General features: G+C 71.6%; 25 protein-coding genes. 10 read left to right on the top strand and 15 right to left on the bottom strand.

Annotated elements, in window-relative coordinates:
• Positions 1-25: 25 nt before the first annotated feature.
• Positions 26-484: a hypothetical protein gene (locus IE317_RS30955; protein WP_191314888.1), complete on the top strand. Its 459-nt coding sequence runs from the start codon at positions 26-28 to the stop codon at positions 482-484.
• A 48-nt stretch (positions 485-532) separates the two neighbouring features.
• On the opposite strand, the gene IE317_RS30950 is transcribed toward IE317_RS30955, so the two are convergent.
• On the bottom strand, positions 533-1,279 hold the full coding sequence (locus IE317_RS30950; protein ID WP_191314887.1) for a DUF2382 domain-containing protein: 747 nt from the start codon (positions 1,277-1,279) through the stop codon (positions 533-535).
• Between the two features lie 309 nt (positions 1,280-1,588).
• On the opposite strand from IE317_RS30950, the gene IE317_RS30945 reads away from it, so the two are divergent.
• Positions 1,589-2,062, top strand: coding sequence for a carboxymuconolactone decarboxylase family protein (locus IE317_RS30945; protein ID WP_191314886.1), 474 nt, complete (start codon positions 1,589-1,591; stop codon positions 2,060-2,062).
• Positions 2,063-2,246: 184 nt separating this feature from the next.
• Here IE317_RS30945 and trhA read toward each other — a convergent pair whose 3' ends face one another.
• Positions 2,247-2,912 carry a PAQR family membrane homeostasis protein TrhA gene (trhA, locus tag IE317_RS30940; protein WP_191314885.1) on the bottom strand — a complete coding sequence of 222 codons (666 nt, stop codon included), beginning with the start codon at positions 2,910-2,912 and terminating at the stop codon, positions 2,247-2,249.
• A gap of 90 nt (positions 2,913-3,002) precedes the next feature.
• Here trhA and IE317_RS30935 point away from each other — a divergent pair, with 90 nt between their 5' ends.
• The 3 genes from IE317_RS30935 (at position 3,003) to IE317_RS30925 (ending at position 8,705) form a co-directional block, all read left to right on the top strand.
• Positions 3,003-3,779 (top strand): isoprenyl transferase, encoded by a 777-nt coding sequence (locus IE317_RS30935; RefSeq protein WP_191314884.1) that lies wholly within the window; start codon positions 3,003-3,005, stop codon positions 3,777-3,779.
• Between the two features lie 458 nt (positions 3,780-4,237).
• Positions 4,238-5,530 (top strand): PhoH family protein, encoded by a 1,293-nt coding sequence (locus IE317_RS30930; protein ID WP_191314883.1) that lies wholly within the window; start codon positions 4,238-4,240, stop codon positions 5,528-5,530.
• A 103-nt stretch (positions 5,531-5,633) separates the two neighbouring features.
• Complete coding sequence (locus tag IE317_RS30925; protein ID WP_229903012.1) at positions 5,634-8,705, top strand: amidohydrolase family protein; 3,072 nt, start codon at positions 5,634-5,636, stop codon at positions 8,703-8,705.
• 1 nt (position 8,706) lies between these two features.
• Here the strand turns inward: IE317_RS30925 and IE317_RS30920 are convergent, their stop codons facing one another.
• The gene (locus tag IE317_RS30920; RefSeq protein ID WP_191314882.1) at positions 8,707-10,146 is read right to left on the bottom strand and encodes a GuaB1 family IMP dehydrogenase-related protein; all 1,440 of its coding nucleotides are present in this window, start codon (positions 10,144-10,146) and stop codon (positions 8,707-8,709) included.
• Between the two features lie 43 nt (positions 10,147-10,189).
• Here IE317_RS30920 and IE317_RS30915 point away from each other — a divergent pair, with 43 nt between their 5' ends.
• Complete coding sequence (locus IE317_RS30915) at positions 10,190-10,657, top strand: DUF309 domain-containing protein (RefSeq protein ID WP_191314881.1); 468 nt, start codon at positions 10,190-10,192, stop codon at positions 10,655-10,657.
• Positions 10,651-11,166 (top strand): hypothetical protein, encoded by a 516-nt coding sequence (locus tag IE317_RS30910; RefSeq protein ID WP_191314880.1) that lies wholly within the window; start codon positions 10,651-10,653, stop codon positions 11,164-11,166. The genes IE317_RS30915 and IE317_RS30910 overlap by 7 nt, the downstream gene beginning before the upstream one ends.
• Here IE317_RS30910 and IE317_RS30905 read toward each other — a convergent pair.
• Entirely contained in the window at positions 11,163-11,786 is a 624-nt protein-coding gene (locus tag IE317_RS30905; protein ID WP_191314879.1) for an MBL fold metallo-hydrolase, read from the bottom strand. The two genes, IE317_RS30910 and IE317_RS30905, sit on opposite strands and share 4 nt — an antisense overlap.
• 97 nt (positions 11,787-11,883) lie before the next feature.
• Here IE317_RS30905 and IE317_RS30900 point away from each other — a divergent pair, with 97 nt between their 5' ends.
• Positions 11,884-13,092, top strand: coding sequence for an NADH:flavin oxidoreductase/NADH oxidase family protein (locus IE317_RS30900; protein WP_191314878.1), 1,209 nt, complete (start codon positions 11,884-11,886; stop codon positions 13,090-13,092).
• Here IE317_RS30900 and IE317_RS30895 read toward each other — a convergent pair.
• From IE317_RS30895 to IE317_RS30880, 4 genes are all read right to left on the bottom strand, one after another.
• The gene (locus IE317_RS30895) at positions 13,089-13,703 is read right to left on the bottom strand and encodes a Pr6Pr family membrane protein (RefSeq protein ID WP_191314877.1); all 615 of its coding nucleotides are present in this window, start codon (positions 13,701-13,703) and stop codon (positions 13,089-13,091) included. The two genes, IE317_RS30900 and IE317_RS30895, sit on opposite strands and share 4 nt — an antisense overlap.
• A gap of 131 nt (positions 13,704-13,834) precedes the next feature.
• Positions 13,835-15,367, bottom strand: a complete 1,533-nt coding sequence (locus tag IE317_RS30890; protein ID WP_191314876.1) for an ATP-dependent DNA ligase — start codon at positions 15,365-15,367, stop codon at positions 13,835-13,837.
• A gap of 31 nt (positions 15,368-15,398) precedes the next feature.
• Positions 15,399-16,250 (bottom strand): helix-turn-helix transcriptional regulator, encoded by an 852-nt coding sequence (locus tag IE317_RS30885; RefSeq protein WP_191314875.1) that lies wholly within the window; start codon positions 16,248-16,250, stop codon positions 15,399-15,401.
• Positions 16,250-17,647, bottom strand: a complete 1,398-nt coding sequence (locus IE317_RS30880) for a class II fumarate hydratase (RefSeq protein WP_191314874.1) — start codon at positions 17,645-17,647, stop codon at positions 16,250-16,252. Before IE317_RS30880 ends, IE317_RS30885 begins: the two co-directional genes overlap by 1 nt.
• Before the next feature lie 122 nt (positions 17,648-17,769).
• Between IE317_RS30880 and IE317_RS30875 the strand changes: the two genes are divergently transcribed.
• Entirely contained in the window at positions 17,770-18,759 is a 990-nt protein-coding gene (locus IE317_RS30875) for an NAD(P)/FAD-dependent oxidoreductase (protein WP_191314873.1), read from the top strand.
• 1 nt (position 18,760) lies between these two features.
• On the opposite strand, the gene IE317_RS30870 is transcribed toward IE317_RS30875, so the two are convergent.
• From IE317_RS30870 to IE317_RS30845, 6 genes are all read right to left on the bottom strand, one after another.
• Positions 18,761-19,510, bottom strand: coding sequence for a S1 family peptidase (locus IE317_RS30870; protein WP_191314872.1), 750 nt, complete (start codon positions 19,508-19,510; stop codon positions 18,761-18,763).
• Positions 19,511-19,518: 8 nt separating this feature from the next.
• Positions 19,519-20,568, bottom strand: coding sequence for a class II fructose-bisphosphatase (gene glpX / locus IE317_RS30865; RefSeq protein ID WP_191314871.1), 1,050 nt, complete (start codon positions 20,566-20,568; stop codon positions 19,519-19,521).
• 85 nt (positions 20,569-20,653) lie between these two features.
• On the bottom strand, positions 20,654-20,875 hold the full coding sequence (locus tag IE317_RS30860) for an exodeoxyribonuclease VII small subunit (protein WP_043786198.1): 222 nt from the start codon (positions 20,873-20,875) through the stop codon (positions 20,654-20,656).
• Positions 20,872-21,270 (bottom strand): hypothetical protein, encoded by a 399-nt coding sequence (locus IE317_RS30855; RefSeq protein WP_191314870.1) that lies wholly within the window; start codon positions 21,268-21,270, stop codon positions 20,872-20,874. The genes IE317_RS30860 and IE317_RS30855 overlap by 4 nt, the downstream gene beginning before the upstream one ends.
• Complete coding sequence (gene xseA / locus IE317_RS30850) at positions 21,267-22,514, bottom strand: exodeoxyribonuclease VII large subunit (protein ID WP_191314869.1); 1,248 nt, start codon at positions 22,512-22,514, stop codon at positions 21,267-21,269. Before xseA ends, IE317_RS30855 begins: the two co-directional genes overlap by 4 nt.
• Positions 22,511-23,233, bottom strand: coding sequence for a lipid droplet-associated protein (locus IE317_RS30845; RefSeq protein WP_191314868.1), 723 nt, complete (start codon positions 23,231-23,233; stop codon positions 22,511-22,513). The genes xseA and IE317_RS30845 overlap by 4 nt, the downstream gene beginning before the upstream one ends.
• Positions 23,234-23,375: 142 nt before the next feature.
• Between IE317_RS30845 and IE317_RS30840 the strand changes: the two genes are divergently transcribed.
• Positions 23,376-24,371 (top strand): 4-hydroxy-3-methylbut-2-enyl diphosphate reductase, encoded by a 996-nt coding sequence (locus IE317_RS30840; protein WP_191314867.1) that lies wholly within the window; start codon positions 23,376-23,378, stop codon positions 24,369-24,371.
• A 140-nt stretch (positions 24,372-24,511) separates the two neighbouring features.
• Here IE317_RS30840 and IE317_RS30835 read toward each other — a convergent pair whose 3' ends face one another.
• Entirely contained in the window at positions 24,512-25,441 is a 930-nt protein-coding gene (locus IE317_RS30835) for a DUF6542 domain-containing protein (protein WP_191314866.1), read from the bottom strand.
• Positions 25,442-25,837 lie beyond the last annotated feature (396 nt).

The raw sequence follows: 25,837 nt of genomic DNA, 5'->3' as shown, positions 1-25,837 counted from the left end.
TCCCCCTCTCCCCGAAGGAACCCCCATGGGCGCCCGCCGTGAAAGACGCTTGCTCGAAACCGCCGCACCGATGATGCAACCGGGCGAAACGCCCGAAGTGATCGCCATGGCCAAGGTCGGCTCGCTGCGCAAGGTGCTGGGCCGGCACGTCGCGCTCGCCGCCGCGACCGCGGTGCTGAGCGGCGGCACGATGTTCTCGATCACCACCCAGCGCGAGCTCTACCTGCTGCTGACCGACCGGCAGCTGCTGTTCTTCGAAGCCGACGCGTACACCGGCGGCCCGGGCAAGGCGCTGTTCGGCGTGCCGCGGACGCACGTCGCGATCACCGAGCCCAAGCGGGGCTTCCTGGTGAAGTTCGAGCTCTACATCCACGGCTCGGAGCAGGCGATGACGTTGTCGATGCCGCCGTTCCCGCCGTCGCTGCGCAAAAAGGGACTGCAGCTGGTGGGCCTCCTGGCGCGGGTGCAGCCGGCGACCTGGTGACCCAGGCGGGTGGCCGGTATCGGGGACCGGCCACCCGCCCGGGAGCCTTCACGACCGGCGGTGCTTGCGGTCGTCGTCGGTGACTTCGAACTGCTCCTTGCGGACCTTGCCGGACACGGTCTGCTCGTCGCTGACCGTCTCCTTCCGCAGGCGCGCCCGCTCGACGGGCACGGTTTCCTTGCGCACCAAGGGCTTCTCGGCGTGCAGGACGACGTCCTGCTCGGCCTCGCCGATCTCCGCCGGCCCGTCGCCGCGGGTGATCGGCTCCCGTTCGATGCGCACCTCTTCGTGCCGCACCGGCACGGTGACCTGCTGCTCTTCGGTGACGACGTACTTGCGGAGCCGCACGTGCCCGGTCTCGACCTGCTCGGTCCCGACGTTCAGCCGTTCCTCGGAGCGCGTCATGGTGCGGTCGTCGCGCTTCCCGCGCTCGCCCATGGCGGCCTTGTCCCGGCCCATCCGCCCGTCCGGCGACATGCGCGGCACGGGCAGGCCGTAGTGCTGGTAGAGCTGCGTGCTCTCTTCGGGCGAGAGGTGCCCGTCGGCGTCGATGCGGGGCGCGTCCGACACGCTGTCCTTGTCGACCTGGACGTGGACGCCGTCCTTGTCCGTGTGCGCGCCGGAGAGCGGGACGAAGCTCTCCTTGGTGCCGAACAGGCCGGTCTTGACGGTGATCCACTCGGGCTGGTGCGTCGCGTCGGCGAGGTAGACGTTGCCGACCTTCCCGAGCTTGTTGCCTGCCGGGTCGACCACGGCGCTGTCGATGAGTTCCTGGGGCTGCAGGGTCCTGGCCATCGCGGTCGTGCTCCTTCCACACGTCGATTCCTTGGTGAGGTCACCGTCGGCCGCGCCGGCGGCCCCGGCAACCGTCGTGGTGTCCCCGTGGGTGACCCCTGAACGTGATCGTTTGAAGCGCCGCCCGCGGGCCAAGCCGGGCGGTGTCCGCAGGTCGGAGGCGGTGCCGCCGGCGTGATCGGCGGCCGGGGCGGGGACGCAAAGGTGTGGACCTGAATTTCGGCGTGACCGGCGTCACGCGAGGTGCTGTCACAACGCCTTCGCCCGGGTCGTCAAGGGGGTGAAGCAGACGATGGAAGGGGAACGACCATGGAAGCCCGGATCAACATGTTCGAGAACGAGATCACCGGCAAGTTCGTCAAGCGCCTGATCGCGGCGTCCCGCCCGGTCGAGGAGTCCTCGCTGCCGCACGCGACCCAGGAGCTGGTGAAGATCCGCGCCAGCCAGATCAACGGCTGCGGGATGTGCCTCGACATGCACACGAAGGACGCGGCGGCCGCCGGCGAGACGGCGGTCCGCCTGGCGATGGTGGCGGCGTGGCGCGAAGCGGTGGTGTTCACCGAGGCGGAGCGCGCGGCTCTGGCGCTGACGGAGGAGGGCACCCGCCTGGCGGACGCGCACACCGGCGTCAGCGACGAGACGTGGGCCGCGGTGCGCAAGCACTACGACGACGAGCAGATCGGGGCGCTGATCGCGCTGGTGGCGACGATCAACGCGTGGAACCGGCTGAACGTGATCGTCCGCAACCCGGCGGGCGAGTACCAGCCGGGGATGTTCGGCTGAGGACACTCGGGGGCACAGTCCAGCCGCAGCCATCGGTGGTGCCATGCTCGCCGTCGCCGCGCCGGCTTCCGCCGGTGAGGGTCACCACCCGGGTGGCGGTGGTATCAACCAACCACGGCTCATCGGAGCCAGGAGAAAAAGCGCGGCCCCACTCGACTTCGAGCGGGGGCCGCGCTTTTCCGGATCAGGCGTACATGGCCAGCCAGATCGCGATGTAGTGCGAAACCGCGGCCAATACCGTGCAGGCGTGGAAGAACTCGTGGTACCCGAAAGTCTCCGGCCAGTGGTTCGGCCACTTCACGGCGTAGAAAACCGCACCCAGCGTGTAGAACAGCCCGCCCACGCACAACAAGACCAGCGCGGCGATCCCGGCATGCGAAGCGAGCTCAGGGAAGACGAACACCGCAACCCAGCCCAACGCGATGTAGATCGGCACCCCGAGCCACCGCGGCGCGTTCGGCCACAGCATCTTCAGCGCCACCCCGGCGATCGCGCCGCCCCAGACGATCGACAGGATCACGTAGCCCGTCGGCTTCGACATCGCCAGCAGAGTGAAGGGCGTGTACGTCCCCGCGATGAACAAGAAGATCATCGAGTGGTCGGCGCGCTTCATCCACTTGTACGCGCGCGGGCTCCAGAACTTGCGGTGGTACAGCGCGCTCACGCCGAACAGGCCGAGCACCGTCAGCCCGTACACCGACGTCGCCAGCGCGGCGACCGGGGACACTGTGGACGCCGCCAGGCTGATCAGCGTCGCCGCCGCGACCAGGGCACCGAAGAACGTCCAGAAGTGGATGTGCCCGCGCAGCCGGGGGCGGAGGTCCACGACAGGCTCAGGTGGTTCCGTCATCAGGCTCACCCCTCCAGGTTACGGCAGCGTAGGTTCTCCGGCAGTGCTCAAGTCACACGCCTCACACCGGGGTGCGTAGGCTGACTCGACGTGAGTGTTCGCTCCTTCTTGTCCGACGTCGTGTACAGCGCCTACGGCAGGCGCCTCATCCAGCAGGCCGCCGGCCGGCATCCCCGGCACATCGCCATCATGCTCGACGGCAACCGCCGGTGGGCCCGGGAAGCGGGCTTCGCGGACGTTTCGGACGGTCACCGCGCCGGGGCGAAGAAGATCGCGGACTTCCTGAGCTGGTGTCAGGAGGCCGAGGTCGAGGTCGTCACCATGTGGCTGCTGTCCACCGACAACCTCAACCGCGACCCGGACGAGCTCACGCCGCTGCTGAAGATCATCACCGACGTCACCGACGAGCTCGCGGCCCCCGGCACGCCGTGGCGGCTGCGGATCGTCGGCGCGCTCGACCTGCTCCCCGCCGATGTCGCAAAGCGACTGAGCGAGGCCGCCGCCCGGACCGAGGGGCGCAGCGGGATGGAGGTCAACATCGCGGTCGGCTACGGCGGACGCCAGGAAATCGCCGACGCCGTGCGCAAGCTGCTGCGCCAGCACGCCGACGAGGGAACGTCCATTCACGAGCTGGCGAAGATCCTCGACGTCGACCACATCTCCGAGCACCTCTACACCTCGGGCCAGCCGGACCCGGACCTGATCATCCGGACCTCGGGCGAGCAACGGCTTTCCGGGTTCCTGCTGTGGCAGTCCGCGCACTCGGAGTTCTGGTTCACCGAGGCGTACTGGCCCGCGTTCCGCCGGGTCGACTTCCTGCGTGCCATCCGCGACTACGCCTGGCGGCACCGCCGGTTCGGGTCGTGAAACACTCGAAAAGCCGCTGGTCACCGGCCCTGGAGCGCACCGAGAGTTGATTTCGGACGACCGACGGTGAGGTGACGATCTGGCGAATCACCGTGTTGGCTCCCTGCGCGATCCCGCATTCGTGGGTACCTTCCGAGGTGAGGGCGCGCGTTCCGTGCGAGTCCTCGCGGGAGGCCCTGGTCGTGGCGGTGATCGAGGGGGCGGCTCAGCCGCCCACGAGACGCTCGAGGGGGCCGGCACCCGGCCCTCGTGGCCGCGCCACCTGACCCCGGTCAGGAGGAGTGGTCCAGCCAGGGAGGTGCCCGGCCCAGCGAGTGCGGGCGTGAGGTGCACACGCCCTCGAGGGAGATGCCGTCGTGACTGCGCAGCGTTTGCCCCGTAAGGCCTCTGGCCACTCTTCGACCGGTGCCGTTTCCGGCCCGGAGAAAGTCCCGACCTCGCCCGAATCCCAGCAGCACATGTACGTGCTCGACACGTCGGTCCTCCTTTCGGACCCGTGGGCCGTGACTCGGTTCGCCGAGCACGCCGTCGTGCTGCCGCTGGTCGTCATCAGTGAACTGGAGGCGAAGCGCCACCACCCGGAGCTCGGCTGGTTCGCCAGGGAATCCCTGCGCATGCTCGACGACCTGCGCCGGCAGTACGGCAGGCTCGACGCGCCGCTCCCGATCGGGGACCACGGCGGCACGCTGCAGGTGGAGCTGAACCACTCGGACCCGTCGGTGCTCCCGTCCGGGTTCCGGACCGACTCCAACGACCACCGCATCCTCGCCTGCGCGCTCAACCTCGCGGCCGAGAACCAGGCGGTCACGCTGGTGACGAAGGACATCCCGCTGCGGGTCAAGGCCGGGGCCGTGGGTCTCGAGGCGGACGAGTACCGCGCGCAGGAAGTGACGCCGTCCGGCTGGACGGGCATGGCGGACGTCGACGTCCAGCAGGAGGTCATCGACGCGCTCTTCGGCGGCAGCACCGTCGACCCGGTCGAATGGGGCATGGACGAGCTCGCCGGGCTGCCCTGCCACACCGGGCTGCGGCTGCTCGCGGGCAGCTCCAGCGCGCTCGGGCGGATCACGGCGGACAAGCGCATCCGGCTGGTGCGCGGCGACCGCGAGGCGTTCGGCCTGCACGGCCGCAGCGCCGAGCAGCGCGTCGCGCTCGACCTGCTGCTCGACTCCGACGTCGGCATCGTGTCGCTGGGTGGCCGGGCCGGCACCGGCAAGTCGGCGCTCGCGTTGTGCGCGGGTCTCGAGGCGGTGATGGAACGCCGCCAGCACCGCAAGGTGGTGGTGTTCCGGCCGGTCTACGCGGTCGGCGGCCAGGACCTCGGCTACCTGCCCGGGTCCGAGAGCGAGAAGATGCAGCCGTGGGCACAGGCGGTGTTCGACACCCTCGGCGCGCTGGTCAGCCAGGACGTCCTCGACGAGGTCTTCGACCGCGGCATGCTCGAGGTGCTCCCGCTGACCCACATCCGCGGCCGCTCGCTGCACGACACGTTCGTGATCGTCGACGAGGCCCAGTCGCTGGAGCGCAACGTGCTGCTCACGGTGCTTTCGCGGCTCGGCACGGCGTCACGGGTGGTGCTCACGCACGACGTCGCCCAGCGTGACAACCTGCGCGTCGGACGGCACGACGGCGTCTCGGCGGTGATCGAGAAGCTGAAGGGCCACCCGCTGTTCGCGCACGTCACGCTGACGCGCTCGGAGCGGTCGCCGATCGCCGCCCTGGTCACCGAAATGCTGGAGGACCACGGCTGACCGAGGCCGGGGCCCGGCAAGCGTTTCCGCGTTTGCCGGGCTTCCGGTGAAAAACCCGCTCGGCCGCTATGCGGTCGATCCGGCGCTGGGCATAGTGGGCCGGATGGGGCCGGAAAATCTTTCTCGTCGTGAGCTTCTCGTCCGCAGTGGTGCCGCCGCTGCCGCGCTGACCGTGGCCGGGGCGGGGGTGGCCGAGGCCGAACCGGACGCCGGACCGGGCGGGGTGGTGCTGCGGGAGGGCACCAACATGGCCGCCGCGCTGTCACCGGACGGCCGGTGGATCGCGGTCGACCTGGTCACCGGGATCTGGGTCCTGCCCGCGGGCGGCGGCCGCGCCCGGCGGCTCACCGACGACCTGCAGGACGCCACCCTCCCCAGCTGGTCGCCGGACGGCCGCCGGATCGCGTTCCAGTCGTACCGCGACGGCAACTTCCACCTGTACGTCGTCGACGCCGCCGGCGGGACGCCGCGCAAGCTCACCAGCGGGCGGTTCGACCACCGCGAGCCCGCGTTCTCGCCGGACGGCACCAAGCTCGCCTTCAGCAGCGACCGGGACGGCAGCTACGGCATCCACCTGCTCGACGTCGCCTCCGGAGCGATCAGCACGGTGGTCTCCACCGCCGACGAAGAGGCGTCGCCGCGGTGGTCGGCCGACGGCACGAAGCTCGTCTTCACCGTGAACGACACCGCCATCGACGTCGTCACCCCGGCCACGGGCGCCCGCACGCGCCTGGTCACCGCGACCGGCACCGACAAGCTCTACGGCCCCGCCTTCGGCCCCGGCGACCAGCCTAGCTACCTGCGGTTGCGCGGCGCCGAAGCGGACCTCATGCTCGGCGACCGGCAGCTCACGACGGGCGAGGACGTCTTCGGCTTCCCCGCGAACTGGACCGGGTCGGCCGTGCTCTACACCGCCGACGGGCACCTCCGGCGGCGCGAACTTTCCGGCGCGGTCAGAGACATCCCGTTCGAAGCGGGCGTATCCACGGCACCGCGTGACTACGGGCGGCGGATCCGCGACCTGGATTCGGCCGCACCGAAGCCCGTCCGGGGCATCGCCGGTCCGGTGGTGTCCCAGGACGGCAAGCGGATCGCGTTCCGGGCCCTCAACGCGATCTACGTCGTCGCGGCGGCCGGGGGCAGGCCACAGCGGCTGATCGGCGACGGCTACTTCAACTCCGACCCGGACTTCCACCCGGACGGCACGAAGCTGCTCTACACGAGCGACCGGCTCGGCACCGCCGACCTGTGGGTGCGTGACCTCGGCACCGGCCAGGACACCGTCCTCACCCAGCAGGCGGGCGCGCAGGTCGCGCCGCGGTGGTCGCCCGACGGCGGCCGCGTGGCCTACGCCGACCAGGACGGCGCCACGTGGGTTTACGACGTCGCCGCGGCCACGGCCCAGCAGGTGACGCCCCCGCTGTTCATGCCGGGCCGGCCCACCTGGTCGCCCGACGGGTCGGTGCTCGCGCTGGCCGCGGTGAAGCCGTATTCGCGGCGGTACCGCGAAGGCACGAGCCAGATCCTCACGGTCGACCTGAAGACGCACGAACTCCGCTACGCCGAGCCGATGCCGTTCCGGTCGCTCGCCACCCGCGGCGACGACGGTCCACTGTGGTCACCCGACGGGCGGTACCTCGCGTTCACGGTCGAAAGCGTCGCCTGGATCGCCCCGGTCGACGGCACCGGACGGCTGATCGGGGCGCCGCGGCAGGTCACCCACGACGTCACCGACTCACTGGCCTGGCAGGGGAACGACACGCTCGTGTACCTGTCGAAGGGGCAGCTCAAGGCGCAGAAGATCACCGGTGGCGAGCCGCGCACGATCCGGCTCGACTTCACCTGGGCCCGCCCGCGCCCGCCGCGCCGGACCGTCATCCACGTCGGCGCGGCGTGGGACGGCGTCGCCCGGACGCTGCGGCGGGACGTCGACATCGTCGTCGACGGCGGCCGGATCGCCGACGTCCGGCCGCACCGGGACGCGCCCGGTACCGTCGACGCGCGTGACCTGACCGCCATGCCCGGGCTCGTCGACCTCCACAACCACTGGCACCTGCGCGGCCGGCAGTGGGGCGACCGGCAGGGCAGGCTGTGGCTGTCCTACGGCATCACCACGACCCGCTCGCCCGGCGACCCGGTGTACCAGATGCTGGAGACGCGGGAGGCGCTGGAATCCGGAAGCCGGGTCGGGCCGAGGTATTTCGGCACCGGCGAAGCCATCGACGGCTCCCGGATCTACTACAACTTCATGCGGCCGACGCTGTCGCCCGACCAGCTGGATCTGGAGCTGTCCCGCGCGGTCGAGCTGGAGTACGACATGATCAAGACGTACGTCCGGCTTCCCGTGGCGTACCAGCAGGCGGTGGTCCGGGCCGCGCACCGGGCGGGCATCCCGTTGTCGTCGCACTACCTGTACCCGGCGGCGAACATCGGCATGGACGCGATGGAGCACACCGGGGCGACCAACCGGCTCGGCTACTCGCACACGGTCAGCCGGATCGGCCGGTCGTACCAGGACGCGATCGCGCTGTTCGTCCGCTCGGGGATGTCGATCACACCGACGCTGTTCACCTCGAGGGCGTTGTACGCGGACGACAAGTCGCTGGTGACCGACGAGCGCACCGAGGTCCTCTTCCCGCCGTGGGAGTACCAGCAGCTCAAGACCACGGCGGACACCGCGGGCAACCCGGAGAACGCCTACCTCCGCCAGGTCCTCGCCGGGAACGTCGACATGGTGCTGCGGATCCACCGGGCGGGCGGGTTCGTGGTCACCGGCACCGACTCCCCGCTGGACAACGTGGCCGTCTCCACCCACCAGAACCTGCGGGCGATGGTCGCGTTCGGGTTCACGCCGTACGAGGCGCTGACCACCGCCACCCGCAACCCGGCGCGGTGGCTGGGCCTGGAGGACCGGATCGGGGTGCTCAAGCGAGGGGCGTACGCCGATCTGTCGCTGGTCAGCGGCAACCCGTTGCAGGACATCAAGGCGGCCGCGAACGTCCGCAGCGTGCTGGTCGGCGGGGTGCTGCGCACGGTCGGCGAGTTGCTGGCGCCCTACCGGAACCGACCGGAGGCGCGGGCGGCCACCGAGGTGGCGCCCGCGGCCCGATCAGCGGAGAAGCAGCACTGGTGGCACGTGCCGGAGTGGTCCGAGCACGTGTGCTGCGCGGGCTGAGTCACCAGCCGGAGGGGAGGGGGCGGCCTTCGGCGAAGCCGGCGGCCGACTGGACCCCCAGGACAGCGCGCTCGTGGAACTCCTCCAGGGTTCGCGCGCCCGCGTAGGTGCAGGAAGAGCGCACGCCGGAGCCGATCGAGTCCAGCAGGTCCTCGACCCCCGGGCGCTGCGGGTCCAGCGACATCCGTGACGACGAGATGCCCTCTTCGAACAGCGCCTTGCGTGCGCGGTCGAACGAGTTGTCCGTGCGGGTCCGCGCGCCCACCGCGCGCTTCGACGCCATGCCGAACGACTCCTTGTAGGGCCGTCCCTGCTCGTCGAACCGCAGGTCACCGGGGGATTCGTAGGTGCCGGCGAACCACGAGCCGACCATCGCCGCGGACGCGCCGGCGGCCAGCGCCAGCGCGACGTCACGCGGGTGGCGGACCCCGCCGTCGGCCCAGACGTGCTTGCCCAGCTCGCGCGCGGCGGCGGCGCAGTCGGCGACCGCGGAGAACTGCGGGCGGCCCACGCCGGTCATCATCCGGGTGGTGCACATCGCGCCCGGCCCGACGCCGACCTTGACGACGTCGGCGCCCGCCTGGATCAGGTCCCGCGTGCCCTCGGCGGTGACCACGTTCCCGGCGACCACCGGGACCTGCGGCGACACCGACCGGACGGCCTTCAGCGCGGCGATCATCTTCTCCTGGTGCCCGTGCGCGGTGTCCACGACCAGCACGTCGACGCCGGCCGTCAGGACCGCTTCGGCCTTGGCCGCGACGTCGCCGTTGACCCCGACCGCGGCGGCAACCCGCAGCTTGCCCGCGTCGTCGACGGCCGGGGTGTAGATCTCGGCGCGCAGGGCGCCGACGGCGGTGAGGACGCCCGCGAGCCGGCCGTCGGTGTCGAGGCCGAGCGCCAGGGGGGCGCCGTGGCTGTTCAGCAGCTCGAACACCTCGCGCGCCGGCGTGGTGAGCGGAACCGCGACGGTCGGCGGCTGCGCGACGTCGGCGAGCCGCGCGAAGCGGTCGACGCCCGCGCAGGCCGCTTCGTCGACGATGCCGACCGGGCGGCCTTCGCCGTCCACGACGACGACAGCGCCGTGGGCCCGCTTGTGGACCAGGTTGAGGGCGTCGGCGACCGCGTCACCGCCGGTGAGCACCAGTGGCGTGTCCCACACCGTGTGGCGGCTCTTCACCCAGCCGACGATCTCGGCGACGGCGGCGCTGTCGACGTCCTGCGGCAGCACGACCAGCCCGCCGCGGCGGGCGACGGTCTCGGCCATCCGGCGGCCGGCGACCGCGGTCATGTTGGCGACCACGATCGGGATCGTCGCGCCGGTGCCGTCCGCGGTGGCGAGGTCGACGTCGAAGCGGGACTCCACGTCCGAACGGTTCGGCAGCAGGAACACGTCGTCGTAGGTCAGGTCGTGGGCAGGCCGGTGGCCGTCGAGGAAACGCACGAGTCACCAGACTACCTGCCGGGCCCGTGGCAGGATCGGGGGCATGAGCCGCCGCGACCGGGACCCCGAGGGACGGGCACGCAACGCACGGCCGCGCGACGGCCTCGGCCGACCGCTGCCGTACGGCGCGGACGGCGTCGAACGCCAGCCCGAAGGCATCGAGCGCACCCCCGCGCAAACGCTCGCGGAGGCCCAGCGGCTGCTCGACGACGGCAAGCCGTTCCACGCGCACGAGGTCTTCGAAGACGCCTGGAAGACCACCGACGGCCCCGACCGCGAGCTCTGGCGCGGCCTCGCCCAGCTCGCGGTGGGCCTGACGCACGCGGCGCGCGGCAACAACGTCGGCGCGGTGTCCCTGCTGGAGCGCGGGGCGGCGAACATCGAGCCGTTCCGGGACGGCCCACCGCACGGCATCGACGTCGCCGGGCTGCAGGAGTGGGCGCTCGCGCTCGCGGCCGAAGCGAAGTCGCGAGTCCGGGTGTCGCCGAGCGCGCCGCGGCTGACGTGCTGACGGCCCTCGGTGCCGCGGTCATCGCGGCGGTGGCCTCGCTGGTCGGCGTGACGCTGGGCGCGCTGCTCGAGCCGCTGAAGCTGAACGCGGCGCGGCGGGCGAAGCTGCGGCAGGACCGCGCCGACCGCTGTGCCGGGCTGATCGAGGCCGCGACGCGGGCTCGCAAGCACATCGTCGACATCAACGTGATCCACCGTCGCCGGCAGCTGCACGAAGAGGCCGAGACCGATGCGCAGCGCGAGATCGAGTTCGATGACGCGTACTACACGGCTCGCACCGAGATGCGCGCGTTCTACGGGCTGCTCGTGATGAGCGGGCCGGACGAGCTGGTCGAGCAGGCGAACGTGCTCCGCCGGAAGGAGATGGAACTCCACCACACCCGGTGGGAGCTCGACGACGACGGGAAGTTCGACCGGAGATTCCTGCCCACGCCGGTCCGGGAGGCCAGCGCCGCCTTCGACCGGGCGATCGAGGAGTTCGCCCTCGTCGCCCGGAAGCACACTTCCTAGGGCTGCTCCCAGCCGTCCGACGCGGCCTTCTCGGCGCCGATCGTCGTGCCTTCGCCGTGTCCGGTGTGGACCTTCGTCGCCTCCGGGAGCGCGAAGAGCTTTTCCCGGATGGACCGCACGATCGTCGGGTAGTCCGAATAGGACCGGCCGGTGGCGCCCGGACCGCCGTGGAACAGCGTGTCGCCGGTGAACAGGACACCCAGCTCCGCCGCGTACAGGCACACCGCGCCCGGCGCGTGCCCCGGGGTGTGGATGACGCGGAGCTCGGTGCCCGCGATGGTGATCTTCTGGCCGTCGGCCAGTTCGCCGTCCGGGGCGCGGTCCGGGTGCGTGAGGTCCCAGACGACCCGGTCGTCCGGGTGCAGCAGGATCGGCGCGCCGGTCGCGGCCGCCAGTTCCGGGGCGGCGTTGACGTGGTCGTTGTGCGCGTGGGTGCAGACGATCGCGGCCAGCTTCCGCTCGCCCACGACGTTGGCGATGGCCTTCGCGTCGTGCGCCGCGTCGATCACGATCACCTCCGTGTCGTCGCCGAGGAGCCAGACGTTGTTGTCGACGTCCCAGCTGCCCCCGTCGAGCCGGAAGACGCCAGAGGTCACCAGGTTCTGCACGATCGCCGTCATGCGCCCGACCCTAGTGGTCGTTCGCCGGGCAGAGGACATACCGGCGGTATGCTACCGTCGAGTCACCTTACCGAGAGTAAGTTGGAGAGGTGTCGCGATGACGCTCACGGCGGAACCGCTGAAGCTGCGGTGCGGAGCGGTCCTGCCGAACCGCCTGGTGAAGTCGGCGTTGAGCGAGCAGCTCGGCGACCGCCGCAACGCCCCCACCCGCGAACTGTTCGAGCTGTACCGGACCTGGGCCCGCGGCGGGGCGGGCGCGTTGCTCACCGGGAACGTCATGGTCGACCCGGCTGCGCTCGGCGAGCCGCGCAACGTCGCCGCGACCGCGGATCCGCGCGGCTTCCGGCACTGGGCGCGGGCGGTCGAGGGCACGGACGCCCACCTGTGGGTGCAGCTGAACCACCCCGGGCGGCAGAGCCCGCGGTACCTCTCGCGCGAGCCGGTGGCGCCGTCCGCCGTACCGTTCGGCAACCGGGGCATCCGGACCGCCTTCGCGCCGCCGCGCGCGTTGACCGGCGAGGAGATCGAAGCGATCATCGAGCGCTTCGCCGTGGCGGCGCGGACTTTCGCCGACGCGGGGTTTCACGGCGTCCAGATCCACGGCGCGCACGGCTACCTGGTGTCACAGTTCCTTTCGCCGCTGACGAACCTCCGCACGGACGCCTGGGGCGGTGACGCCGTCCGCCGCCGCCGGTTCCTGCTCGAGGTGGTCCGGCGGGTGCGCGCGGCCGTCGGGGACGCCGTACCGGTGTCGGTGAAGCTGAACAGCGCGGACTTCCAGCGCGGCGGCTTCACCGAGGAGGAGTCACTGGAGGTCGTGCGGGAACTCGGCGAAGCCGGCATCGACCTGCTGGAAGTCTCGGGCGGCACCTACGAGAAGGCCGCGATGATGGGCTCCGGACGCGCGAGCAGCCAGGCGCGCGAGGCGTACTTCCTGGACTACGCGGCGAAAGCGCGGGCGATCTCCGACGTCGCTCTGATGGTCACCGGCGGGTTCACCACCGCGGGCGGGATGGAAGCCGCGTTGCGCTCGGGCGAAGTGGACGTGATCGGGCTGGGCCGGCCGCTCGTCGTCGACCCCGGGCTGCCGGCCCGGCTGCTCGACGGTGAGGACGTCCGCGCGGAGCGGCTCTGCCCGAAGACCGGCATCCGGCTGGCCGACAGCTTGCTGGAGATCCAGTGGCACACGCGGCAGATGCACCGGATCGCCGCCGGCAAGCCGGCCGACCGGCGCGGCGCGCTGCCGACGCTGGTGCGGGCCGGGCTGACCGACGGGCTCAACGCGTTCCGCCGCGTCCGCGGTTAGGCAGGTTCGGCCCGCGCGAACCGGCGGTCGTACAGGAAAGCGCCCGCGGCGAGCGCGGTGAAGAAGAGCCCGATGAACACGCAGTTGAGCGTCACCTGGCCGTAGCCGAGTGCGCCCGCGTCGACGAACGGGTACGGGTAGAAGCCGGTGATCGCCCCGCGCGGGAGGGTGAACGCGAGCCAGGCGAGCGGGTACAGCAGTGACCACCAGACCGTGCGCCACGTCAGGGCCCCGCGTGGGCCGGCCAGGAGCCAGCCGAGCACGAACAGGATCGGCGTCACCTTGTGCAGCATCGTGTCCGACACGAGAGAAAGGCCGTGCAGCTCGTACAGGCCGGCCAAGGCGACCTGGTAGACGATGCCGGTCACGATGATGCCGACCAGCGCGTCGAGCCAGAGGACGGTGAACAGCCGGCCGCGGGCCCGGCCCAGCGCGACCAGGGCCGCGGTGATCGTGACCAGCAGGTTCGAATCGATCGTGAAGAAGCAGAGCAGGTTCGCGACCTGCCCGTCGGCGTCGGTGGCCGTCGCGACCACCTGGGTGACCAGTCCGGCCAGTGCGACGACCGCGGTGACCGCGAACCAGGCCCGGGTGAGCTTCTCGCTGCGCATCCGCGGAGCTTAACTCCACTGTGGACCGTCGGGGTGGGTGCGCCCCGGGTGCGCACGCCCGAATGGCCGAAAACCCTCCGGGGTCCGGCTGACGTCCACTTTGGCCGGCGAGCGGGCACCAGCGACTTGCGTCAGCCCCCTTCCGTCCGGTCGCCGTGGAGCAGGCCGCGGACCGTGTCGATCGTGTCCGCCTCGGCGGGGTCCTTGTCCGGGCGGTAGCGCACCACCCGGGCGAACCGCAGCGCCAGGCCACCGGGATAGCGCGTGGAAACCTGCGCGCTGTCCAGCTCGATCTCCACCACGATCTCCGGCCGGACGTACACCGTCCAGTCGTCGCGGTGGGTCTCGATCTCCTGGAACGTCCTCGTCTGCCACGCCAGCAGCTCGTCGGTCATGCCCTTGAACGTCTTGCCCACCATGATCGGCGGGCCGCCGTCCGGATCGCGGGCGCCCAGGTGCAGGTTCGACAGCGTGCCGGTGCGCCGGCCGTGGCCCCACTCCGCCGCCAGCACCACCAGGTCGATCGTGTGCACCGGCTTGACCTTCAGCCACGCCCGCCCGCGCCGCCCGGCCGCGTACGGGGCCGCCAGGTCCTTGACCATCACCCCTTCGTGGCCCGCTTCCATCGCCGCCTCCAGCACGGCGGCGGCCCCCGCGGTGCCGACCTCGCCGGGGATCACGTGCGCCCCGGCGACCTTGCGCAGCGCCGCGTTGCGCTCCGAGAGCGGCGCGTCCAGCAGGTCGACGCCGTCGAGGTGCAGGCAGTCGAAGAAGTACGGCCGCAGCAGCAGCGCCTTGACCTGTTCCTCGCGGGTGCTGCCGAACCGGCTCATCGTGTCCTGGAACGGCCGCGGCCGCCCGGCGTCGGTCAGGGCCAGGGTTTCGCCGTCGAGCACCACCGACTCGCACGGCAGCGCCCGCACGAGCTCCACCAGCTCCTGCACGCTCCCGGTGATCTCGCGCAGCGTCCGCGTCCAGACGTGCACCTCGTCGCCCTGGCGGTGCACCTGGATCCGCGCACCGTCCATTTTGTACTCGACAATCGCCTCGGCGTGCTCGGCGACGGCTTCGTCGAGCGACTCCGCCGGCGAGGCCAGCATCGGCTTGATCGGCGTGCCGAGGGTGAGCCGGAACTCCGCCAGCGCCGCCTGCCCGCCGGTCAGCGCCGCGACCGCGGTGACGCCGAGCTTGCCGGACAGCATGAACGCCCGCCGCACGTCCTCGGCCGGCACCTCGGCCGCGGCCGCGATGGCGTCGACCATCACGCCCTCCAGCGCGCCCTGCCGCAGCTCGCCGGTGACCAGCCGGAACAGGAACTGCTGCTCGTCCTTCGTCAGCCGGGTGAACAGCGCGCGCAGCACCTCCTGCCGCCGCGTGTTCGACCCGGTGCCCGCCGCCACGCCCGCGGCCGCCGTCAGGGCCGCGTCCACTTCGAGCACCGGGATCACCGGCTCCGGTGCGGGATCGGCGCCCAGCGCGGCCAGGGTGCGCCAGCCCGCACCCAGCCTGTCCTGCGCCGTCTGCCCCGTGAGGTAGGCGACCACCGCGGGCAGCTCGGCGATCTCCGCCGCGCGCAGCACGGCGGCCAGGACGGCGATCTTCGCCTTCCTGGACCTGGTCGCCGCCAGTTCGGCGGACGCGCGGACCAACTCGCTCAGCAGCACCCGGACATCATGACCCGGACCACCGACAATTTCAGATCGGCCGGGTGTTTTCCCTGGTCAACGGCGTCTCGGCGACCCAGCTGGCCAGCAGCCGCAACCCGCGTTCGCTCTCCGACCCCGGTTCGGCGTGGTAGATCACCAGGCCCTGGTCCGGGTCGTCGGGCAGCCGCAGCGTCTCGTACCGCAGGCGCAGCTCGCCGACCACGGGGTTCGCCAGCACCTTCCAGCCCTGGGCCTTCTCCACGACCGCGTGCTCGGCCCAGAGCGCGCGGAATTCGGCGCTGCCCCGGGAAAGCTCGTCGACCAGCCGGGCGAACTCCGGGTCGCCGGGGTGCCTGCCGCCTTCGGCCCGCAGGTTGGCGACGACCTCGCGGGACACCGCGTCCCACTCCGGGTACAGCTCCTTCCCGCGGTCGCCGAGGAACGACAGCTTGGCGATGTTGCGCTCGCCGAGGTTCCCGAAATCGAAGGCGACCGCGCCGCCGAGGGCGTTCCAGGCCAGCACGTCCAGGTACCGGCCGAAGACGAACGCGGGCGCCTGGATGGCGTCCAGCAGCTGCTGCAGCTCGGGCCGGACTCCGCGCGGCGCGGGCTTTTCCCGGCGCTGCGGCGCCGCGAGGTTGCGCAGGTAGGCGTGCTCGCCGTCGGTGAGGCGCAGGGCACGGGCCAGCGCGTCGAGGATCGCGTCCGAGACGTTCTTCGCCCGGCCCTGCTCCAGCCGCGTGTAGTAGTCGACGCTGATGCCGGCCAGCTGGGCCAGCTCCTCCCGGCGCAGGCCCTTGACCCGCCGGTGCATGACCCCGGCGGGCAGGCCCAGGTCGGTGGGATCGAGGGCGGCCCGGCGCGCCTTCAGGAAGGCGCCGAGCTCGGCGGCGTCGCTCATCACTTGCCGCCGCGGGCCATGCGCAGCACGTCGAGCGCCTCGTCGAGCTGCTCTTCCGTGAGCTTCCCTTCGCGGACGTACCCGCGCTCGATGACGACCTCGCGAATCGTCTTGAGCTCCTTCAACGCCTGCTTCGCCACCGCGGCCGCTTCTTCGTAGCCGATGTACTTGTTCAACGGAGTCACGATCGACGGCGAGCCCTCGGCGTAGGTCCGCGTCCGTTCGGTGTTCACCGTGATGCCCGCGAACACCTTGTCCGCCAGCAGCCGCGAAACCGCCGCGATCAACCGCGCGGATTCGAGGACGTTCCGGGCGATCACCGGCAGGTTGACGTTCAGCTGGAAGTTGCCCGCCGCGCCCGCGAAAGCGACCGCCGCGTCGTTGCCGATCACCTGCGCGACCACCTGCAGCGTCGCCTCCGGGATCACCGGGTTCACCTTGCCCGGCATGATCGACGAGCCCGGCTGCAGGTCCGGCAGCGCCAGCTCGGCCAGGCCGGTGCGCGGGCCGGAACCCAGCCACCGCAGGTCGTTGGCGATCTTGTTCAGCGACACCGCGACCGTGCGCAGGTGCCCGGACGTCTCGACGACGCTGTCCTGCGTCGCCTGCGCTTCGAAGTGGTCGCGGGCCTCGGTCAGCGGCAGCCCGGTCACCGTGGCGAGTTCCGCGGCCACCGACGAGCCGAAGCCGTCCGGCGCGTTGAGCCCCGACCCGACGGCCGTGCCGCCGATCGGCAGCTCGCCCAGGCGCGGCAGGCCGGACTTCAGCCGTTCGACGCCGAAGCGGACCTGCGACGCCCACGCGCCGGCCTCCTGGCCGAGCGTGATCGGCACCGCGTCCATCAGGTGCGTGCGGCCGGACTTCACCACGTCGGCCCACTCGGCGGCGCGGACCTCGATCGCGCCGGCCAGGTACTCCAGCGCCGGGATGACGTCCTTGAGCACGGCTTCGGTCGCGGCGACGTGGATGGTCGTCGGGAAGGTGTCGTTCGACGACTGCGACGCGTTGACGTGGTCGTTCGGGTGGACGTCCCGGCCGAGGGCCCGCGAAGCCAGCGTCGCGATGACTTCGTTGGCGTTCATGTTCGACGACGTCCCGGACCCGGTCTGGAAGACGTCGATCGGGAAGTGCGCGTCGTGCTTGCCGTCGGCGACCTCGTCGGCGGCGGCCGCGATGGCCTCCGCGACGTCGGCGTCGAGCACGCCCAGCTTGTGGTTCACGCGCGCGGCGGCGGCCTTGAGCAGGCCCAGCGCGCGGATCTGGGCGCGCTCCAGGCCCCGGCCGGAGATGGGGAAGTTCTCCACGGCCCGCTGGGTCTGCGCGCGGTAGAGCGCGTCGGCAGGCACGCGGACCTCGCCCATGGTGTCGTGTTCGATCCGGTATTCCTGATCAGCCATGCTCCCGATTCTGGCCCTCTTCGCCCCGGCCCGCGTGGTGGCGTCGCCCACCCTGGACCGCCCGCGACGCTAGGATCGGGTGTGTTCTCGATCACCGCCATCCACCACTGGCTGGAGCGAGCATGACTGACGTTGCCGGGGATCCGTACGACCTCGTGATCATCGGGGCGGGCCCGACGGGCCTGTTCGCCGCCTACTACGCCGGGTTCCGCGGCCTCTCGATGGCGGTGGTCGATTCGCTGCCCGAGCCCGGCGGCCAGGTGACCGCGATGTACCCGGAGAAGATGATCTACGACGTCGGCGGGTTCGCCGAGGTCCGCGGCCGCGACCTGGTCGAGGGCCTGGTGAAGCAGGCCGCCCCGTTCAAGCCGAAGTACCTGCTGGGGCGCAAGGCCGAGAAGCTGGCGCCGGTCGCGGAGGGCCTCGAGCTGACCCTCGACGGCGGCGAGACGCTGCGCGCCCGCGCCGTGCTGATCACCGCGGGCATCGGCGAGTTCACCCCGCGCCCGCTGCCGGCCGGCGACGGCTGGCTCGGCCGCGGCATGGTCCACTTCGTGCCGTCCCTGCAGGCGCACGCGGGGCAGCACGTCGTGGTCGTCGGCGGCGGCGACTCGGCGTTCGACTGGATCCTCGCACTGCACCCGGTGGCGGCGAGCGTGACGCTGGTGCACCGGCGCGCGAAGTTCCGCGCCGCCGAGTCGATCGTCCGGCAGGCGCGCGAGCTCGGCACCCGGATCATCACCGACGCCGAGGTCACGCGGTTCGTCGAAGCGCCGGACGGCACGCTCGAAGCCGTCGACGTCTCGATCAAGGGCGCGGGCGAGGAACGGCTGCCGGCCAACGCCGTCGTCGCGGCGCTCGGGTTCACCGCCGACCTCGGCCCGATCGAGAGCTGGGGCCTGGAGATCAGCCACCGCGCCATCACCGTCGACTCGACGATGGCGACCGCGCGCGAACGCGTCTACGCCGCGGGCGACGTCGCCGCGTATCCGGGGAAGGTGAAGCTGATCGCGACCGGTTTCGGCGAAGCCGCGACGGCCGTCAACAACATCGCCGTCGCGCTCGACCCGGAGGCCCACCTGTTCCCGGGCCACTCGAGCAACGCCGAATAGGTCAGGCCTTCGTCTTCTCCGCGATCCACGGCGCGTACGCGACCACGGAGGTGTAGATCGACGGCGCCGTCGCGCATTCCGGCTCGTTGTTGCCCGGACGGCTGGTGACGCCGACGAGCAGCCAGCGCTCGCCGTCGCGCACGATTTGCGGACCCCCGGAGTCGCCGAAGCAGGCGCCGGCTTTGCCGCCGGGGTTGTCGGTGCACAGCTCGGCGGTGCCGTCGAACCCCGAGCTGCACTTCGAGCCTTCGACGATCTTCGTGTCGAGCTGCTGCAACGCCGTCGGGAGCCCGCCGCAGTTCAGCTTCGGGCAGGTCTGGCCCCAGCCGACGATCCGGGTCGCGGTGCCCGGCGACGCGGCCGTCCCCAGCCCGATCGGGGGCGTCGTGACCGGCGCCGCCAGCCGCAGCAGCGCGATGTCGCCCGCCGGGCTCTGGGTGTTGAACGCCGGGTTCACGACGATCCCGGCGATCTGGGCGACCTCGCCGCCCTGACCCACGTCGTTCGTGCCCGTCCGCGGCGAGATGTCGGCGGGGGCCTTGCCGTACGCGCAGTGCGCGGCGGTGACCACCCAGGTCGGCGCGATCAGCGCGCCCGCGCAGAAGAGCTTGCCCGACGCGGTGTGCAGCGACACCGTGAACGGGTACGGCTGGTCCGCGACGACGCCCCCGACGATCGCGGGGGCGGCCGCGGCGGTGCCCGGGACCAGTACCGACAGCAGGGCCAGCAGAACCAGCACTCGCCTGGTCACGGAACTCCTTACGGCAGCGGGGGCACGACGTCGTCGTCGGGCGCGTCCAGGTGGCCGTCGAAGTTGACCGAGGAGTACGCCCGCAGCTTGTTCAGCCGGTGGTAGCCGTCGATCATTCTGACGGTCCCGGACTTGGACCGCATCACGATGGACTGCGTCGTCGCCCCGCCCTCGCGGTAGTGGACGCCGCGCAGCAGGTCACCGTCGGTGACCCCGGTGGCGCAGAAGAAGACGTTGTCGCCGCGCACGAGGTCGTCGTTGAGCAGGATCCGGTCGAGGTCGTGGCCGGCGGCGAGGGCCTTCTCGCGCTCGGCGTCGTCCTTCGGCCACAGCCGGCCCTGCAGCTCGCCGCCGAGGCACTTCATCGCGCAGGCGGCGATGATGCCTTCGGGGGTGCCGCCGATGCCGATCAGCATGTCGACGCCGGTGGTCGGGCGGGCCGCGGCGATCGCGCCCGCGACGTCGCCGTCGGAGATGAACCGGATCCGCGCGCCGGCGTCGCGGATCTCCTTGATGATCTGCTCGTGCCGCGGGCGGTCCAGGACGCACACGGTGACGTCGCTGACGCTGCTGTGCTTGGCCTTGGCGACACGGCGGATGTTCTCCGCGATCGGCGCGCCGAGCTCGACCTTGCCCGCCGCGTCCGGCCCGACGGCCAGCTTTTCCATGTAGAACACCGCGGACGGGTCGAACATCGCGCCGCGTTCGGCGACCGCCAGCACGGCGAGGGCGTTCGGCATGCCCTTGGCCATCAGCGTGGTGCCGTCGACCGGGTCGACCGCGACGTCGCAGTCCGGCCCGTCGCCGTTGCCGACCTCTTCGCCGTTGAACAGCATGGGCGCTTCGTCCTTCTCGCCCTCGCCGATCACCACGACCCCGCGCATCGACACCGTCGAGACGAGCTGGCGCATCGCGTCGACGGCCGCGCCGTCCCCGCCGATCTTGTCGCCGCGGCCGACCCAGCGGCCGGCCGCCATCGCGGCGGCTTCGGTGACCCGCACCAGCTCCATCGCGAGGTTGCGGTCGGGCGCTTCACGACGACTGTCTGCGGCGGGCATCTGTGCCTCCCGGATCGTGGAACTGGCGGGTCAACAGTCTGTCAGAAACCCGCGTTGTTTCCAGATACCGACGGCATGGCCTACCTCACTGCTCGGAGTCGTCCTCCACGGACGCCAAAGCAGCCTCGATCCGCTCGCGGGCGCCTTCGAGATGGCGCTCACAGACCTTCGCGAGCTTCTCGCCCTTCTCCCACAACGCGAGCGACTGCTCGAGGGACAGCCCACCCGCCTCGAGCTCGCGAACGACCTCGACGAGCCGGTCGCGAGCCTGCTCGTAGCCGAGTTCCTCGCCGGTTGTTTCACTCACGCTAGGTGTTCTCCGACCTTCCGGGCTTGCACGCTGTTCGCGCACACTACCGCGCTGGCCATGGCGTGGTCGTACCCGACGAACGCCAGCGCGAACTCCTGCCCGTCACCGTCCGCGATCGCCTCTTCGAGGTTCTCCTGCGCGCCCGCCACCCGTTTCCGGTGCCCCGCGCCCTCGGCGAACCACCAGCGCGAGCCGACCTGCATCGACGTCGCCTCGGACAGCCGCCGCAGCTGCGGCCCGAGGTCGCGGCGGGCGGCGGTGCCGCAGCCGGCCAGCAGGGCCGTCCAGCACTCGGCGGCCGCCCGGTCGGTGCGGACCGCCTGGTCCAGCAGCGGACGCGCGCCCAGCCTGCGGGCGGCGTCCACGGTGAGCGGGAGGAACGTCACCTTCACTCCTGCTCTCCTTCCGCCACCGCCTTGATCGCGCCGTCACCCACGCGCACGCGCAGCTGGGCACCGGCCTCGACTTCGGAGACGGAGCGGAGTACCTGGAGGTTGCCTTCGGCGTCGACGAACTGCACGACCGCGTACCCGCGAGCCAGCGTCGCCGCCGGGCCGAGCGCGGTGAGCCGGGCCCGCGCGCTCGCGATCTCGGCCTGGTCCTTGGCCAGCAGCGTCAGCATGGCGCGGCGGGCGCGTTCGCGGTGGACGTCGACGTCGTCCTGCCGGCGCTGGACCGGCCCCAGCGGGTCGGCCAGCGACGGGCGGCTGCGGATCTGGTTGAGCAGCCGCGCCTGCGTGTCGACCCAGCCGTGCAGGGCCCGGCGCCCGCGGTCGCGCATCTGGCGGACCCGCTCGGTCTCCTCGCGGAGGTCCGGCACGATCCGCTTGCCGGCGTCGGTCGGCGTCGAACAGCGCAGGTCGGCGACGTAGTCGAGCAGCGGGGTGTCGGGCTCGTGCCCGATGGCGCTGACCACCGGCGTGCCCGCGGCCGACACCGCGCGGCAGAGCGCTTCGTCGGAGAACGGCAGCAGGTCCTCGACGCTGCCGCCGCCGCGGGCGATGACGATGACGTCGATCTCGGGGTCGGCGTCGAAGATCCGCAGCGCGCGCATGACCTGCGGGACGGCCTGCGAGCCCTGCACGGCCGTGTTGAGCACCTTGATCCGGACGTGCGGCCACCGCCCCTGCGCGTTGGCCAGGACGTCCCGCTCGGCCGCCGACGCGCGGCCGGTGATCAGCCCGACGCCTTTCGGCAGGAACGGGATCGGCCGTTTGCGCTGCGCCGAGAAGAGCCCTTCGGCGGTCAGGAGCTTCTTGAGCCGTTCGATCCGGGCCAGCAGCTCACCGATGCCGACGGCGCGGATCTGGTCGGCGCGCAGGCTGATCGTGCCGCGGCCGAAGAAGTACGACGGCTTCGCGTGCACGACGACGCTCGCGCCCTCCCGCAGCGGCGGCTCCATCTCGCGGATCAGCCAGTTCGGGCAGGTGACGGACATCGAGACGTCCGCCGAAGGGTCGCGCAGGGTCAGGAACGCGGTCTGGGTGTTGGGCCGGGAGTTCACCTGGGTGACCTGACCCTCGACCCAGACCGCGCCGAGCCGGTGGATCCAGTCGCCGATCTTGCGCGCGACGGTCCGGACCGGCCACGGCGCTTCCGCGGTGCTCGCGGGAGCCTGAGCGGACTCGGTGCTCACCGGTCTTCCGCGCCGTCTTCCTTGTCCTGCTCCGTCTTGCGGGCGTTGGCGATCCGGCGGGACAGCATGCCGGTGAACGACGAGCGGTCGGCGTGCGCGCGCTCGTACTCGAGGATCGTCTCGAGCTGCTCGATCGAGAGCTGGCGCAGGCGGGCCCGCAGCTGCGGGAGGGTGAGCTGGTCGTAGCCGGTCAGCCCGGCCGGACCCTCGTACCCCGCGGCGCTGGTCCGCGGCGTCTCGCTCTTGGTCTTCTTGTCGACCTTGGGCGTGCCCGGCTTCGGCTTCTTCGGCGGCTCGTCCTCGCTGTCGTTCTCACCGTCGGCGTGGTCCTCGGCGAGCGCGCGTTCTTCGTCGGCCCACGGATCGCCGAGCTCGGCCTCGAGCTCGGCCGCCGACGGCACGCGGCCGTTGATCTCCGAACGCGGCTCGGGCACGTCGGCGAACTTCGGCCGGGCCGGCGGGACGTCACCCAGTTCGGCGTCCTCGTCGAACGTCGCCCAGCTGGGCGTGTCCTCGATCGGGCGCAGGCTGGACAGGGCGCTGTCGCCCTTGATCGCCAGCTCGGTGACGTGCTGCTGGACCCGCATGGAGGCCTGCAGCACCTGGCTGACCACGGTCACCGGGAGCCCGGCGAGCTGCCGGGGAAGCTCACGAACCCGCTCGGCGGTGGAGACGGCGAGGCCCGCGGCAACCCGGAGGGGGAGCGGGAATGGCTTCATGGGGTCCAGCCTGCCGCATGACCGCCGCTCCTGCCCAACCGAATGGGCGCTGTGCGTGACCGGCGGCACAGCACGGGAGAGGGACGAAGCTCACCCGAAAGGGACTTCGAGGCCGTGTCGGGGCTGCCCGTACCCTGGGGGCATGAGTTCAGCGAGTCCCGGAATCGAGCCAGCGGGTACCCCGACGATCACCGGAACCGCTTCCGGCAAGCGGGTGCTGCTCGCCAAACCCCGTGGTTACTGCGCGGGTGTCGACCGCGCGGTGATCGCCGTCGAGAAGGCCCTCGAGGTCTACGGCGCGCCGGTGTACGTCCGCAAGGAGATCGTGCACAACAAGCACGTGGTCGAGACGCTGCGTGAGCGCGGCGCGATCTTCGTCGACGAGACGTCCGAGGTACCCGAGGGTGCGCTGGTGGTGTTCTCCGCCCACGGCGTCTCGCCGATGGTGCACCAGGAGGCGGCCGAGCGGAACCTGCGCACGATCGACGCGACCTGCCCCCTGGTGACGAAGGTGCACAAGGAGGTCAACCGGTTCGCGAAGGACGACTACGACATCCTGCTGATCGGCCACGAAGGCCATGAAGAGGTCGAGGGCACCGCCGGCGAGGCGCCGGACAAGGTGCAGCTGGTCGACAAGGCCGAGGACGTCGACAAGGTCGAGGTGCGCGACCCGTCGAAGGTGATCTGGCTCTCCCAGACGACGCTGTCGGTCGACGAGACGATGGAGCGTGTGGACCAGCTCCGCGAGCGCTTCCCGAACCTGCTGGACCCGCCGAGCGACGACATCTGCTACGCGACGACGAACCGCCAGGTCGCCGTCAAGGCGATGGCCGCCGAGTGCGACCTGGTGCTGGTGGTCGGCTCGACGAACTCGTCCAACTCGAAGCGCCTGGTCGAGGTGGCCTTGAAGGCGGGCGCCCGGGCTTCGTACCTGGTCGACTTCGCCAGCGAGGTCGACGAGGCGTGGCTCGACGGCGTGACGACGGTGGGCGTCACGTCGGGTGCGTCGGTGCCGGACGAGCTGGTGATGGACCTCCTGGCCTGGCTCGCCGAGCGCGGCTACGGAGACGTCAACGAAGTCACCACGGCCAACGAGAAGATCACCTTCGCCCCGCCCAAGGAACTGCGCAAGGTCTGAGTACGCCGGCGGTGGGTCGCTTCCCCCCGGCTCGCCGCCGTGATGCCCCTCCAATCACGCGTGATGCCCCTCTGATCACGCGTGATGCCTCTCGGCGCACGCGAAACGGCGGCCACCTCGCGAGAGGTGACCGCCGTTCGTCAGCGTTCTTCTTCGTCCCAGGGACGGTTCCGCCGCGGCGGAGCGTTCCGCCCCCCGGACGGGCGACGGGGCGGCGGGGTGTCCCGGCCGTCCTCGGGCGGACGCGGACGCCGCCGCGGGGCGTCACCACGCGGCTCGCGCCGGCGCGGGTCGCCGTCGTCCGGACGCGGTGTCCGGCGGTTCGGCGGGGGCGGCTTGCGCGTGCCACGGGTTCCCGGATCGCGCTCGCGGTCACGCTCGCGCTCGGCGGGCGCGCCGGCGCGGGGAGCCCGGCGTTCGCCCTCCGCCGGCGGACGAGGCCGCCGCGGCGGTTCGCCTTCCCGGCCCCGGCGGGCGCCCGGGGGCAGCGGCGTCTGGCCGGTGCGGTTCGACCCGGCCGGACGGGGGCGGCCACCGGCCGCGGCGCGCGGCTTCTCGTCGTCCTCGTCGGGCAGGCGGTCGGACTTCTTGATCTTCTTCGGGGCGTCCGGGTCGCGCTCGCGGAAGATCCGGACGAAGCCGATCAGCAGCGTGATGCCGGTGGTGATGGCCATCATGGGGAAGCTGTTGATCAGCGGGGTGCCGATGTTCAGGGCCTTCGACAGCATGTCGTCGCCCTGCGCGCCCGAGCCCGAGGTCAGCAGGATCACCCCGGGCACGGTGACGGCCAGCACGAGCGGCGGCATCACCATGGGCCCGAACAGGCCCCGCCGCCGCACCACGCAGACCGCGATCACGGCCCCGGCGATGTAGCAGACGACGAAGACCACCGGGATGTTCGCCTGGTTCGGCTTGCCCAGGAGGGCGCCCACGATGGCCAGGCCGAAGCCGACCAGGACCGCCGCCCACCAGGGCAGTCCGCGCCTCGAACCGACGACGGGACGCTCATCCCACGGAACGGGGACGTCGTCGGCATCTGGATCGCTCTGGCGATCGCGAATCGCGGTCACAGGGCAACACCGTATCTCGTGGTTGTGAAGATCTTGCCAGCACCGCCGCCGACGTGGGCCGACAGCCACCCGACGGGTTGATCCGGTGGCGCCGGGTAGCGGCGGTGGAGCGAGCCGGCGGCCCGCTGAGCCCAGAGTGCCTGGACCGGGGCACCAAGGCCAACCAGTCATCGGCCGGACGCTCACGCCGACCTGCGGCAAGCGCGCCAGCCGGGCCCAATCACCGCAGGTCAGACCCCTCCGCCCGCGCTCCGCTCACGTACCTGGACGGTCGGCCTGCGTACCCGCACAGTCGTCCTGCGTACCTGGACGGTCGGTTCGCCGACCGATCTGCTGAGCACGAAGCCGACTCCCCACGTACGCAAGCCGACCCTCTGGGTACGCAAGCCGACTGCC

This window comes from Amycolatopsis bullii (genome assembly GCF_014654205.1).
Taxonomy (GTDB): Bacteria; Actinomycetota; Actinomycetes; order Mycobacteriales; family Pseudonocardiaceae; genus Amycolatopsis; species Amycolatopsis plumensis.
Note: the sequence above shows the minus strand (reverse complement) of the source record. Positions and strands in the feature narration are given on the sequence as shown.